Here is a 14,670-nt window from a genome sequence, read left to right on the forward strand (position 1 = left end):
TACAATAGTTTAAAGAAAATAAAAACTCGCCTATTCTAATTAAGCAAGTGCGAGACTTCATTTTTTTATTCCGTAAATATCTTCATAATTTTCAATCAATAAAGATAACCAGTAAAAGGTATTTCATATTTGCTTTATTTTATTATTTTCAACAAAAATATAAAGAGATGAAAAAGATACTAGTTTTATTGATATTAGTTTTATTTGTTACTGCTTGTGATAAGGAAGATGAAAGTACTCAAGAAGAGGTTCAGCAAGTAGAGTTTTTAGACTTAGGAACGGTTAAAACACAGCAAATTGTTAGATTTAGTAATGCAAGATTTGTTGCACAGCAGTATCAAGCAACTATAGGAAATAAAACAATTTCAATTGAAAAATTTAATGATGTTGAATATGTGTTTTTAATGCCTGATAATGTTGATTTAGGTAATCAAGAAATGATGGTGATTGGGATAGATAATTTTATGATCTCAGTTAATATTCTACAAACTATAGTTACAGGAAGTCCTGAAGCAGCATTACAGCCTTTGTTTACTAATATGTCAACATTTGAAAACACAGTAGATGGTAAGTCTTTATATGGAGAAAATGTTTTAGCTATTCTTGATGCTTTTGAGACACATTATGAAACATTGCCCGCTGCCGATAAGGCGAAATTAGCCCGTTTATATTCTGCAAATCAATCTTTTATTGATGACGCTATACTAAGTGATTATACACGGGAGTCTAACACACAATTAGAACTAGTTAGTAAATATTTGCTTTCTGTTGCTGTTTTTTCTGTTGCAACTGTAGCTGCAACAATAGATCCTGATCCAATTACGAAAGGTGTCTTAGCAGCAGTTGCTGCAATAGCGTTACATAAGTCTTATGACTATAAAGATCAGTTGTCTCAAGATACTTTGAAAAAGGTCAATATGGCTATTAACTATATAGAATCTGCATTAGAGACTCGAAATATGAGCGCGCTTGAGATCTACAATAATCAAATAACTAGTTTTCCATTAGAAACTCAGGATAGAATTCTTATAAGTTCTGATGAAAATGATTCTAATGAAAATTTAGGTGATTTTTTTAATAGCTTTTCTATTTTCAATAACAGCATTGATAAGCTGAATATCGCAATCCAGTTTGTGAATGATACTATTTGGTTCTCAAATATATCGCTATTCGATAGAGATTATTTTCCTAACACTGCTGCAGTTGAAGATGTTTCAGCCGATCAAGATATTTTTCAATCGGCAAATTTTACGATAAGCGATTCGCAGGTTAATTTAAATAATGTGAGTTTTGAAAATGGGAATATCAACATCACTGCAAGTATTAGTAATCCTGATTTTCAAGGGGATTTTATTGATACTTTTCTAGAGTATACTTATAGAGACGATTTTAACGAGTTTGAGGGGAAGTTTCCTGTGAAGGTTAATAGCCAATTTTATAATTATAAAATTCAATTTGGTAAATACAATCCAAATTTTGATTTGATAGAAATTGCAGAAACATTTGAAAATGGAGACACATACACCGTACCCAATTATATTACTCACCATGTTCGTTTATTACTTGATGACGAGCCTGTGGCTGTAGGACAAAATGGACTTGGTTGGACAGCAGCTATTTTAGGAGAATTGCCTACATCTGGAGAGACAATGAATGTTGATGATTATGGAATTAATATATATGATGAAACAAATAATAGAAGTGTAACGATTTCATTAGATATGACTTTTGTTAATGCTGCATATTCTCAAATTTCAGGAAATACATTTACAGTAGAAATAGGAGACTACGGGGTGCCTAATGGAACTATTTTTACCCTAAATTTTAATACTGATGGCACTTATGTTTCTTACTATAGTGATGGTACAGTTCAACGAGAAGGAGTGTATGATTTTAGGCCATATGCTAACAGTTACGAATATAATGATTGTCAAGACTATGTATATAGAGGTAGAGGTGTTGCGTCAATCCAGCTTTCTGGGCAATCTTCGGGTGCTTATGGCCCTCCAGAATATTTTATGTTTTACGCAGATGGAATGATATTAGCCAATAGTTTTTACGGATGTTTTAATCAATTTAGGACGTATCATATAAATTAATTGAATGTTTACAAAGACAAAGCCCAATCAATTTGATTGGGCTTTGATATTTTAGTGGTTCACAAATTTCGATAAATTTTAAATGGTTAAAATTTCCGAAGTAAATACTAAGCTACTAGTAATATGTATATCTTCTTACTTTACTTATGTATTTAGCCAATCGTATTACTTGGTGGCTGTACCCATATTCATTGTCATACCAAACATAGAGAATCACATTTTTTCCATTTTTAGCAACAATTGTAGCGTTGCTATCATAAATAGAGGGGGCTGAAGATCCAACAATATCGCTAGACACTAATTCATTGTTAAGCGAATATTTTATTTGCTCCACTAAGTCACCTTCCAGCGCATATTTTTTCATTGTAGCATTTATAGCATCGATAGAGGTAGCATTCTCTAATTCAAGATTAAGAATTGCTAAAGATCCATTGGGTACAGGAACTCTAATAGCATTTGAGGTTAATTTTCCTTCAAACGATGGTAGTGCTTTTGAAACAGCAGAACCTGCTCCAGTTTCAGTAATTACCATGTTTAAGGCTGCAGCACGACCTCTTCTATATTTACTATGCATATTGTCCACAAGATTTTGATCATTGGTATATGCGTGAATTGTTTCTAAATGTCCTTGAACAACTCCAAAACAATCTTCCATTGCTTTTAAAACAGGAGTAATTGCGTTTGTAGTACAAGATGCTGCTGAAAAAATATCAATTTCATCTGGATTGTGTTCTTTTTGATTAACCCCGTGTACAATATTTGGAATTCCTTTTGCTGGTGCAGTCAATAATACTTTTGACGCTCCATTAGGAATTAAATGACGGCTTAGTGCTTCTTTATCTCTAAAGGCTCCTGTGTTGTCTATAATAAGAGCATCATTGATGCCGTAGTTTGTATAATCTATATCTTCTGGTCCATTTGCCGAAATTATATGCACGGTAGTACCATTAATAATAAGTGCTTTGTTCTCTAAATCAACTCGAACTGTTCCAGGGAAATCTCCGTGAACAGAATCGTATTGTAATAATGACGCTCTTTTTTCTAAAACAGTTTTGTCAATCGCACCACGAGTTACTATAGCACGCAAACGCATTTGGCTTCCTTGTCCAGTTCGTGTCATTAGTTCACGAGCTAATAACCTTCCAATACGACCAAAACCATAAAGAACGACATCCTTGGGTTGGATGCTTGTCTGGTCTTTAGCATCTTTTAGTTTTTCTGAAACAAACGCAAGGGCATTTGTATCTTTTTCTTCTAAATGATATTCATATGTTAGTTTACCAATATCCAATTTTGCTGGCGGTAAATCTAGTGTTTTGATGGCTTGTGCGATCTCTACACTGTCAAAAATAGATACCGGCTTTTGAACAAATTCTCCTGCATATTCGTGCAAGTTTAAAATTTCACTCACATTGCGGTCTATAAGTTGGTTTCTAAAGAGTACCAATTCTATAGATTTGTCATACCACAAATCACTAATAATATTGATAAATTCTACCGTTGCCTTGCGGCGGTCTGTTTGAAAAGACAGTTCTTTTTCATAAACGTCATCAAAACTCATATAGTAAGGGTTTTAGCCTCCCGAATTATCTCGGGAAAGGGTTGTTAAATTTTGCGCAAAAGTACACTTTTTTAAAGTATTTGTCTTTAATAATTTTAGAAATACGAGCTCATACAGATGTTAAATAAAAAGTCAAAAATTTATGGCAATGCTCCTAAATGTCTTTTAAAAAAAACACCCCTTACGTGAATGTAAAAGGGGTGGACTTCCAACAGTTTAATTTAAACCAATCTTTGGAATACTTTAAACTATGTTTATCTAAAAATATAAGAATGAGTTTCTCCTTTTTTATTTTTAAAGGTCATTTTTAAGGGATCTTCATGGCGTCTATTATTCATTATTTCCTTTACATCAATTATATCGCTAACAACAATATCATCAATGGAGAGAATAAGATTTCCTTCTAAACCAAAACGCGCTACTTCTGGTGTTAATGCTCTAATAATTTCAACACCATTAGAGACCCCAAATCTTTTTAAATCGTTCGAATTTGCCTTGCGCACTTCTATGCCTATCTCTTTAATTTCAAGTGTTTCTAATTTGATGAGCGTTACGGGGATAATTTTTTCAAATCCATCTCTTAGAATTTTTACATTCACTACATCATTAGGGCCTTTAGCGCCTAGATATCCTGTGAGGTCTGAAAATTTACCTACTTGTAAACCGTCTAGTTCTTTGATAATATCTCCTTTTTTAATTCCGCTTTGCGCCGCACCGCTTCCGGCTTCAACAGACCCTACGTAGACTCCTTCTGTTTCAGTAACGCCCCATTGTTTTGCAGATTGCGTGTTGAGGTTCCCGCCGCTAATTCCTAGAATTGCACGTTGTACATTTCCAAACTCCATAATGTCTTCAATTACCTTACGGGCAATGTTTGAGGGTACGGCAAATGAATATCCCACGTAGCTTCCAGTTTCAGAAGAAATTGCAGTATTTATTCCTATAAGTTCTCCACGAGTATTTACTAATGCTCCACCGCTGTTTCCACGATTTACTGCAGCATCTGTTTGGATAAAAGATTGCGGGTCTCCATCAGATTCATCTAGATCACGAGATTTTGCGCTAACAATACCAGCCGTTACCGTAGAGGTTAATCTAAACGGATTTCCAACTGCAAGTACCCATTCTCCAACCTTCACAGTATCTGAATTGCTAAAGGGTACAAATGGCAATTCGTTACCTGCTTCAATTTTAATGAGCGCGATATCTGTTTTTGGATCGGTGCCAATAAGTTCTGCTGGATATGTTGCGTTATTGTTTAAGGTAACTTCCAGCTGTGTTGCATTGTCAATAACGTGATTGTTAGTTATAATGTAACCATCTGGTGATATAATAACACCGCTGCCACTTCCTTCGAGGGCTCTGGTTTGTCCTCCGCCACGAATATATTCCAGTACACTGGTGGGTTGGCGAACAATGGTTTTATTAATGACGTGGACTACGCTGTTTACCGTTTTTTCAGCTGCCTCGGTAAAATCAATGGTCGTAGTTGGAGTGCCTGTATTAAAATTTGTGGGGGTATAATTTACGGCGGGTAGTTCAGAAACGGCTGTGTTAGTCTCGCTGTTTTTTTCTAAAAATTTATAACCACCTAAGGTAATCGCGCCTGCCGCAAGGGCAACGGTAAATAATTTGATAGTCTGGCTCATATAGGGTGCGATTTTTTGATTACTATTAATAACAGTTGTAAGACGAAATTTATTTTATACTATTTCAATGTTTAACGTCCATTTAACAAAAATGAGTAACTGAAGCAACAAATGATAATAACTATATTTGCAACCATGGCTGTATCATTTTATAAATATCAAGGAACGGGAAATGATTTTGTGATCATAGATAATCGTCGTTTAAATTTCGCAAAAAACGATGTCAAAACGATAGCTCATTTATGTGATCGAAAATTTGGCGTTGGAGCCGATGGTTTAATACTTTTAGAGAATCACAATACCTTAGATTTTGAAATGGTATATTTCAATGCAGACGGGAACCAAAGCACGATGTGCGGAAACGGCGGAAGGTGCATCGTTCATTTTGCTAATTTCCTCGGAATAATAAAAGATGAAACTGAATTTTTAGCGATCGATGGAAAACATAATGCTAGCATTAAAGGCGGCCAAGTTGCATTACAAATGAGTGATGTAGCCGAAATACAAGTTAACACTGAATATTCTTTTTTAAATACTGGATCACCACATCATGTTCAGATGGTTGAAAATTTATCAGACTATGATGTTTTTTCAGAGGGCAAACGAATACGAAATGATATTTATGGAAACGAAGGTGCGAATGTCAATTTTGTAGAACGGCTAAGCTCCAATTCCTTTAAAGTGAGAACGTATGAAAGAGGTGTTGAAGACGAAACGCTCTCTTGTGGTACCGGTGTTACTGCAGTTGCAATAGCAATGTTTATAAATGGCATGAACAAAGTTTCTCAAATTAAATTGGAAACGCAAGGAGGGAAATTAGAAGTTTCTTTTGAAGAAAATGACGGTAGTTTTAAGAATGTATTTTTAAAAGGACCAGCAGTACAAGTTTTTAAAGGTCAAATAGAACTATGATATTATCAGGGACAAGCATAAGATTGCGAGCTTTAGAGCCAATCGATTTAGAATTTCTCTATGCCTTAGAGAATGACCAGAGCGTTTGGACAGTGAGTAGTACGATGACCCCATTTTCCAAATATATATTGTCAGAATATATAAACAATGCGCATCGTGATATTTATGAAGTAAAGCAACTGCGTTTAATTGTTGAGCGTATTTCAGATTCAAAACCCTTGGGGTGTATTGACCTTTTTGATTTTGACCCACAACATCATAGGGCAGGAGTGGGAATTGTTATTTTTAATACACAAGATCGTGGAAAAGGATATGCAAAAGAAAGTCTTGATTTAATTTGTGTCTATGCGCAAGATCATCTCCAAACACATCAATTATATGCAAATATTGGGGATGATAATCCATTAAGTATTTCACTTTTTGAAAAAGCAGGGTTTAAAAAAATAGGCGTTAAAAAGGATTGGAACTTTATAAATGGGCAATATGTTGACGAGTTTTTGTTTCAGAAGGTTTCTATAGAAAAATCTAAATAAGTCCACTTAATGAAATACATGATTTTATCCGCCCTGTTTCTAATTATTATTGGCTGCAAAGAAAATATTGATTCAAAAAAGCGAACTGCTAAGGCTCCAACCGAATTACAAAAAAAGCTAATAAAAATAGATTTACCTATTGAAGTAATTCAAGCAAATGTCTTATTCTTAAGTAATCTAGTGCGCGTTGATAACGCGATCCAATTACGATACGAATTAAATATTCTTAATAATTACAGGAGACCATTCACATTAAATAAAGTTGAAGTTTATGATTTGAATAAAGAAGATGTTCTTGTTGCTACGTTTGATTCACTATATATTGATGAACATTTTGATAGACCGGGGACTAGAGATTTGAACGGTTTAAAACTCCTTTCGGGAAATGATTTTGGAATTTTAAATCTTGAAGTTAACTTTAATGAAGTAGCATCTCTCCCTGAAAAAATGTACCATAAACTGTATTTTGATAGAGAAAACAAAGAAGGGGAAACAATAACACACCCTATGGAAGTTGCAATTGTACAGGTGCCTTCCTTAAATGATTTGACGCTAAGATTGCCTTTTAATAAAAAGGGAAAGTGGTTATATGAAACTATGGAGCATCAAGGAGCGCGTTCGTTAACTGAAGGAAGTGCCACCTACCCGCAACGATTTGCTATAGATTGGACTTATGCAGATGATAATGGTAGTCTCACAAAAGGAGATTTTAAGGAAAATGAAAATTGGCTTACTTACGGTATTGAATTAGTGGCAGTGGCAGATGGAATAGTCGTAGGTGCTAAAGATGGAATAATAGAAAATGAGCCGCTTTCAGAAAAAATGGCGTTAAGAATTACAGGAGAAACCATTGGAGGTAATTATATTATGATAGATATTGGGAATGGCATATATGCCTTTTATGGACATTTAATTCCAGAAAGTCTTAAAGTGTCTTTTGGCGATAAAGTAAAAAAAAGGACAAGTAATTGGTTTGCTGGGCAATAGTGGAAATAGTGATGCGCCACATTTACACTTTCAATTAGAATCTAAAAGTAATGCATTTTTTGGAGGAGAAGGAATGCCTTATCATATTGAAAAATTTACACAATTACTGTATTATTCAGAAGACGGCGTTGATATGTTGTTGCGTAATTATAACATTCTAATGGATTCATTGAACCCTATTGAAAAAAACAAACAATTTCCAGTTGGTTTTGGTCTCGTTGAAATAAAATAAATAATAATATTGCATTATATTTCAAACAACGCGAATAGTATCGTGATTTTTAAATTATTACAACACTAAAAATATAAAGAATTAAACTCAATGTATATCAAAAAAATACTCCTTACAATCGTATTATTAGGGCTTGCAGCGATGGCTGTTTTCTCTTATTATATATATGACAAAATATTTACTCCTAATACGTCATTTAATAATGAAGAAGCTCACATCTATATTCCAACGGGTGCTTCCTTTGCCTATGTGCAAGAAGAATTAGAGCCATTATTAAAAGACCCAGAAAGTTTTGCGGTGGTGGCAGAGCGCAAAGGATATCCTTCGAATATTAAACCGGGTCATTTTGTTATCAAGAAAGAAAGCAACAATAATGAGATCATAAATAGTATTCGAATAGGTAATAAGCCTATTGATATAAAGTTCAATAATCAAGAACGCTTAGAAAATCTTGCAAGTCATTTGTCGAATCTAATGGAGCCTGATAGTTTGGCGTTCATATCAGCTTTTAAGGAAGCTTCTTTCTTAAAAAAGGCGGGATTTAATGAAGACAGCGCTTTAGGGATGTATTTGCCCAATACATATGAAGTATATTGGAATACTTCCGCAGAAAGCTTCAGGGACAAGATGTTAAAAGCATACAATGTGTTTTGGACCCCTGCGAGAGATTCAAAGGCAAAGAAGATTGGGTTGAATAGGGAAGGAGTAATGGCTCTTGCTTCTATAGTGCAAAAAGAAACGGCAAAGGAGGATGAAAGACCTAGGGTTGCTGGAGTTTATGTAAACCGAATTACTCTAGGAATGCCACTTCAAGCAGATCCCACGGTGATATTTGCAAAGAAACGTGCCGAAAACGATTACAATCAGGTAATTAAAAGAGTACTTTATAAAGACTTAGAAATAGATTCTCCTTATAACACTTATAAAAACTTAGGGGTTCCTCCAGGGCCTATTTCAATGCCAGATGTTTCAGCAATAAAGGCGGTACTCAATTATGAAAATCATGAGCAACTTTATTTTGTTGCGGATGTCACCAATTTTGGCTACCATAAATTTGCAAAAACCTTATCACAACACAACCGTAATAAAGCAAAATACGTTGCTTGGATTAACAAGAATGGAGTGAATAGATAAGGGCTTTTGAAATTCATATTTTTCAATATTTTAATGAACTTATGCTCGAAATTTGGGCAGCTATTTTCGGAAAAGCCTACTATTTCTTGTAGTAAACTATCGCTAACACCGAAGACTTTGACTGTAAGAATTACATGAATTGACTTCCAAAATTATTTATTTGATGACTTATAGTTAAAAAATATTTTCTACTTGACGAAATATCTTCCTATAATGGCGTCAATTTTCATTAAGACCCCAAAAATCGTTCAAATTATAAGTTGTTGATACTAATATTAGTAGCGTATTTTGCGTTTTTTATATCCTGCGAATTCCGTTCATAACTTGTTTCCTCGACAAACGACATTTTTCCTTCTGAAACATTTAACACATTGAATATCAATTTAATGAAATTAGGCTTATCTTTGCACGCTGAAATTATAGATGTAAGAATTTAACTCTTTACTTTTAAAAATCTCACGAAATGATTAGAAATATACTATTAAGTTTTGCTACAATTGCGTTGTTAGTTTTTACTTTTAGTGGCTCCAAAGTAGCTAAGTCCAAGGTGAATCTTGCACACTATAAAATTCAGGAGACAACCTACAACTATCACGTTCCTAATAAAGCAGAGGCTATTGCAACAGAAGCCCCTATTCAAGGTCAAGTTTTTAGTTTATACCTAGGTAAAACTTATGTTGGTTTTAAGGAGGCTTTAGGTTTTAAAGAATCCCGAGGAAGTTATACAGTGATAAATCAATATGGTTATTTAGGCAAGTATCAATTTGCTGCAAGTACTTTAACCATAATAGGCGTTTATAGTCCAAATACTTTTATCAACGATTCTAAGTTACAGGAAAAAGCTTTCTTAGCGCACACCTCAAGAAACAAATGGATTTTGCGCCGTGATATCAAAAGATATGTTGGTAAAACAATAGGCGGCATTAAGGTTACGGAATCTGGAATATTAGCAGCTGCTCACCTTGCAGGCGCTGGTAATGTAAAAAAGTATCTAAGAAGCGGAGGAACTATTGGTTTTCAAGATGCCTTTGGAACAAGTATTCGTTACTATTTAAAAAGGTTTTCAGGATACGATACTTCACTGGTAAAGCCTAACAAGAAGGCTAGAGTTATTTAAACCACTCTACTTCTAAAGTATTATAAAAACAGTGGGTCTCTTGTTGAGGTCCACTGTTTTGTTTTTCCATTCTGAAGCGGGCATTGTTTTTATATACTCGGTTGGTAATGTGATGTCACAGGCGATACAAATTCGCGTATCTTTCTGAAGTGATTGCGATAAGGTTTCAAGCATCTGATTATTCCTATAGGGCGTTTCAATAAATAACTGACTTTGTTCATCAGTGAGAGCAAGTCTTTCTAATTGTTTGATTTTGGTTTTTCTCTCGTCCTTATCAATTGGCAAGTATCCATTAAAAGCAAATTTTTGACCATTGCCGCCACTTGCCATTAGGGCTAGTAGGAGCGAAGAGGGGCCAACTAACGGCACTACTTTTATGTTTTGTAAATGTGCCTGCTCAACTACCGCAGCTCCAGGATCTGCAATTCCAGGGCAACCCGCATCAGAGATAACACCCACATCAAAACCTTCGTGACAAGGCGCTAACATTGCGGGAATATCTTCAGGGTTTGTGAACTTGTTGAGTTGCTCAATCTTGAGAACTCGTTGTGATTTCTTTGAATGGATTGCTTTTATAAAAGCACGTGCACTTTTCTCATGTTCTACAATATAGTGGTCAATATGTTCTACTGCTTTTTTAACGAGTAATGGGATTACTTCTAACGGAGGAGTGTCTCCTAACGTGCAGGGGATAAGATATAAGTTTCCTTTTTTTGAATTCATCTAATTTGAGGTAAAATGATACAAGTTCAAATATAAAAGAAAAGTACCAAATATTGATTTGAAATATTGGGCACTTTTATTTTGAGTACTAAAAACTAATTATAGTTAATACAATTAATTTTTAATCACTTGTTCAACAATGGTATTCCCATTCTGAGTGGTTACCGCAATAAAATACATTCCGTTTGCAAATGCTGCAATGGATAGATTTTTACTGGCAGTATTATTTACTTCTTCCATATAGATAACACTTCCTTTGCTGTCGTATACTTTTATTGAGGCAATTGCATCATTTCCAATACTAAGTGTAATATTATTAGTCGCTGGATTTGGGTATATCTTTAAATTAGTCGCAGCTTGATCATCAATTCCTGCAACTTCGCCTCCTTGAACTTTTGAAATAGAACCAGAAAGATTTACTACGTACAATTCTCCATTAATGTCTTCACCAAAACCAACCCAAGTTCCTGGAAAATTTCCTTGGTCTATGTATACATCATTCTCATCTATGGTGCCTATCATTCCATCTATATCTGCAAAAACATATACGTTTTGAAGATCGGTGTATATAGAACCTCTATACACCAATCCACCTACAACAGACCCACCACCATTCCAAGGATAGTCAAGTACTGGAAATGTCAAATCACTCATCGGGGGACAATTGGCATTATTAAATAGTAAATTTCCTTCATAACAACGCCATCCATAATTCAGACCTCCTTCGGTTAAACTCTCGTGGTTTACTTCTTCTCTAGCATTTTGTCCTACATCTCCAATCCATATGGTATTTGTATCATCATCTATAGAAAAGCGAAATGGATTCCTTAATCCATACGCCCATATTTCATCTAGTATTGTGCTGTCGCCAATAAATGGATTGTCAGCTGGGATGCCATAGTTGTTACCATCACTTGGATTGTTAATATCAATTCTAAGAATAGTACCCAATAAGTTTAATGTGTTTTGTGCATTATTATCAGAGTCACCACCGCCACCACCATCACCTAGGCCTATATATAGGTAGCCGTCTGGTGCAAATGTTATAGTGCCTCCATTATGGTTGCTAAAGGGTTGATCTACGGTTAAAACTTCAAATTCAGAATTTGGATCGGCCACATCTGCATCTGCAGTGCCCACTGAAAATCTTGAGATTTGTGTGTCTCCACTATCTCTCGAATAATGCACATAAAAGAATCCATTCGTACTATACTCTGGATGGAATGCCAATCCTAACAAACCACGTTCACCGCCAGCATTTACAATACTGGTTATATTTAAAAATGGAGTGGCATTTGTCGTGCCGTCTAGGTCTAAAATCTTTATTATTCCCGATTGCTCAACAATAAACAAGCGCTCGTCTCCAGCATTTTGAATATCTAAGGGTGAGTTAAAACCACTGGCAAAACTCTCAAGGGTGACCATTTGCGAGTTTGCATTGAAGCATAATAAAAACATTAATGCCGTGTAAATTGTCTTTTTCATAATAATATTTTTTGTTAATCAAAGTAACGAAAAAAAATAAAGATCCGATTTAAATTCTACTCACTATTTTCTCACAAGCTTGATATAACATGCGGTATACATTGTCAAAACCTTGTTTTCCTCCAAAATACGGGTCTGGAACATCCATGTTTTCTTCTACAAATAATCCGTCTAGTATTGGCTGTACTTTTTGTTTTTCTGCATCATTTTTCGCAAGTTTTATAACGTCTCTATAGTTCGCGGTATCCATAACAAAAATGTAATCATATAATTCGAAATGATATGGTGAAAAATGAATTCCTTTTTGATGTGATATATCGATTCCATTTTTTCTCGCAACTTCAATACTTCTAGGATCAGGAGCATCTCCTACATGCCAGTTTCCAGTTCCTGCTGAACTTACTTCATAGCTATCTGAATCTAGCATAGACGATAGAATACCTTCCGCTAAAGGCGATCTACATATATTACCAAGGCATACCATCAAAATCGTTGTTCTCATCATTTGCTAATATAAAAAAAACCCACGACATCGTGGGTTTTTCAATTTGATTTTACTCTTTTTATTCCCCTTGACCTAGCGAGAAACCTCTGCGACCGTCAAACTCGTATAAATTTTCAGTTTTAATAACTTCGAACCCCTCTTGGTTTAACGTTGAAAGTAAGGCAATAATCTGCTCATATTCTACTGCTTCATAAACAGGTGTTTTTTCCTTAATCTTAGCGTCCATAGCAACAAATCTGCATCTCCAATGGTCTGTACAATAGGTTTCTTTGCGTCCAGCCGGATACACTTTAACGCCGCGATTAGTAATCATTTTAAGTTTAAGCTTGAAGGAATTTATGGTGTCTAATTTTTTACCTACTATATTAGGATCTGTTCCTTGCCAATTGATAAAAGCATCAACACCTACGAGCACTTGTTTTTCTTGTTTTCTTACATACTCAGGAATTATAATTTCTCCGGTACCTTCCGATAGTTTACTTATCTTAAGTTCTTTTGGTAATTTACCTAAATTTTCAATTAGTTTATCTGCAAAACCTTGCGTACTTGCTTGTTCTTTACTTACTCCTTCTTGATAGATGTCTGCTGTATGGTATCCCTGTTCTAGTGTTACTAACATTGCATTTTTAATAGTATCTGCAATGTCTCTTTGTCCAATATGTGCTAACATCATTATAGCTGCGTTGATCAGGCCTGAAGGATTTGCTATTCCTTTTCCTGATATATCTGGCGCGCTGCCATGAATTGCTTCAAACATAGAAACGTTTGTTCCAATATTTGCAGAACCTGCCAGTCCCACTGAACCCGCTATTTCTGCTGCAATATCTGAAATTATATCTCCGTAAAGATTAGAGGTTACTACTACATCGTAGCGTTCTGGATGAGCCGCAAGTCTTGCTGATGCGATATCGATAATCTCTGTATTACTTTCTATGGTTGGGTATTCTACTGCAATCTCATCAAAAACTTGGTGAAAAAGACCGTCAGTCAATTTCATTATATTGTCCTTGACCATACAAGTTACTTTTTTTCTACCGTATGCTTTTGCATATTCAAATGCGTAGCGCACAATTTTTTCGCAACCAGGACGCGTTATTAGTTTGAGGCACTGCACCACATCTTGGGTTTGTTGATGTTCTATGCCGGCATACAGATCCTCTTCGTTTTCTCTTATAATCACAACATCCATTTCAGGAAAATGTGTCTTTACGTATGGATGAAGTGCCATTACTGGGCGTACATTCGCAAAAAGTCCAAGGGATTTTCTTAAAGTTACATTCAGGCTTTTGTACCCTTTTCCTTGAGGCGTGGTAATGGGGGCCTTCAATATGATTTTTGTGTCATCAATAGTTTTCCAAGCAGCTTCTTCAATACCCGCAGTATTTCCTGCTAAGTAAATCTTTTCTCCTAAGTGTATGGTTTCAGTTTCGATATTAGCTCCAGCTTCTTTTAAGATTTTTAAAGTGGCTTTCATGATTTCTGGACCAATACCGTCTCCATAACCTACGGCTATTTTTACTGGTTTCTTTGCATTGGTGGGACTCATTTTGGGTTGTGACATTTTTTGTATCATAAGCATGATTTTTATTTTGATGCAAATATTATAAAATCGAATCATATATTTTTATTTATGTTTTTAATGAAATACATAAAAATTACTTATGAATAACTTCTTTTTGAGATAAAGCAATTCTATTAAAAGGTTGTGAAGCACAATTGCAAACAGTATTTTT

Annotated in this window: 13 protein-coding genes; 7 read left to right on the forward strand and 6 right to left on the reverse strand. The window is 35.0% G+C overall.

The features are described from left to right. The first annotated feature begins 167 nt into the window (after positions 1-167). Positions 168-2,099, forward strand: a complete 1,932-nt coding sequence (locus ABXT67_RS10330) for a hypothetical protein (protein ID WP_415373922.1) — start codon at positions 168-170, stop codon at positions 2,097-2,099. 115 nt (positions 2,100-2,214) lie between these two features. Here the strand turns inward: ABXT67_RS10330 and ABXT67_RS10335 are convergent, their stop codons facing one another. Then, positions 2,215-3,660: a glyceraldehyde-3-phosphate dehydrogenase gene (locus tag ABXT67_RS10335; protein WP_415373923.1), complete on the reverse strand. Its 1,446-nt coding sequence runs from the start codon at positions 3,658-3,660 to the stop codon at positions 2,215-2,217. Positions 3,661-3,914: 254 nt separating this feature from the next. Next, positions 3,915-5,309, reverse strand: a complete 1,395-nt coding sequence (locus tag ABXT67_RS10340; RefSeq protein ID WP_415373924.1) for a S1C family serine protease — start codon at positions 5,307-5,309, stop codon at positions 3,915-3,917. A gap of 135 nt (positions 5,310-5,444) precedes the next feature. Between ABXT67_RS10340 and dapF the strand changes: the two genes are divergently transcribed. From dapF to ABXT67_RS10370, 6 genes are all read left to right on the forward strand, one after another. After that, a complete protein-coding gene (gene dapF, locus ABXT67_RS10345; protein WP_415376983.1) occupies positions 5,445-6,221 on the forward strand; it encodes a diaminopimelate epimerase in 777 nt (258 codons plus the stop codon). Further along, a complete protein-coding gene (locus ABXT67_RS10350) occupies positions 6,218-6,754 on the forward strand; it encodes a GNAT family N-acetyltransferase (RefSeq protein ID WP_415373925.1) in 537 nt (178 codons plus the stop codon). Before dapF ends, ABXT67_RS10350 begins: the two co-directional genes overlap by 4 nt. Before the next feature lie 9 nt (positions 6,755-6,763). Continuing rightward, entirely contained in the window at positions 6,764-7,741 is a 978-nt protein-coding gene (locus ABXT67_RS10355; RefSeq protein WP_415373926.1) for a M23 family metallopeptidase, read from the forward strand. Then, on the forward strand, positions 7,728-7,973 hold the full coding sequence (locus tag ABXT67_RS10360; RefSeq protein WP_415373927.1) for a hypothetical protein: 246 nt from the start codon (positions 7,728-7,730) through the stop codon (positions 7,971-7,973). Before ABXT67_RS10355 ends, ABXT67_RS10360 begins: the two co-directional genes overlap by 14 nt. Positions 7,974-8,063: 90 nt before the next feature. Beyond that, positions 8,064-9,107, forward strand: coding sequence for an endolytic transglycosylase MltG (gene mltG, locus ABXT67_RS10365; RefSeq protein ID WP_415373928.1), 1,044 nt, complete (start codon positions 8,064-8,066; stop codon positions 9,105-9,107). Between the two features lie 463 nt (positions 9,108-9,570). Next, entirely contained in the window at positions 9,571-10,224 is a 654-nt protein-coding gene (locus ABXT67_RS10370) for a peptidoglycan-binding protein LysM (protein WP_415373929.1), read from the forward strand. 12 nt (positions 10,225-10,236) lie between these two features. On the opposite strand, the gene ABXT67_RS10375 is transcribed toward ABXT67_RS10370, so the two are convergent. The 4 genes from ABXT67_RS10375 to ABXT67_RS10390 all read right to left on the reverse strand — a co-directional run bounded on the left by ABXT67_RS10375 (position 10,237) and on the right by ABXT67_RS10390 (position 14,510). Continuing rightward, positions 10,237-10,947, reverse strand: a complete 711-nt coding sequence (locus ABXT67_RS10375) for an SAM-dependent methyltransferase (RefSeq protein ID WP_415373930.1) — start codon at positions 10,945-10,947, stop codon at positions 10,237-10,239. A 114-nt stretch (positions 10,948-11,061) separates the two neighbouring features. Then, a complete protein-coding gene (locus ABXT67_RS10380; protein WP_415373931.1) occupies positions 11,062-12,432 on the reverse strand; it encodes a PQQ-dependent sugar dehydrogenase in 1,371 nt (456 codons plus the stop codon). A gap of 49 nt (positions 12,433-12,481) precedes the next feature. Next, positions 12,482-12,937 (reverse strand): low molecular weight protein-tyrosine-phosphatase, encoded by a 456-nt coding sequence (locus ABXT67_RS10385; protein WP_415373932.1) that lies wholly within the window; start codon positions 12,935-12,937, stop codon positions 12,482-12,484. Between the two features lie 58 nt (positions 12,938-12,995). Next, positions 12,996-14,510 carry an NADP-dependent isocitrate dehydrogenase gene (locus ABXT67_RS10390; RefSeq protein ID WP_415373933.1) on the reverse strand — a complete coding sequence of 505 codons (1,515 nt, stop codon included), beginning with the start codon at positions 14,508-14,510 and terminating at the stop codon, positions 12,996-12,998. Positions 14,511-14,670: the final 160 nt, after the last annotated feature.

The sequence above is a fragment of the Patiriisocius sp. Uisw_017 genome, from assembly GCF_047731265.1.
GTDB lineage: Bacteria > Bacteroidota > Bacteroidia > Flavobacteriales > Flavobacteriaceae > Patiriisocius.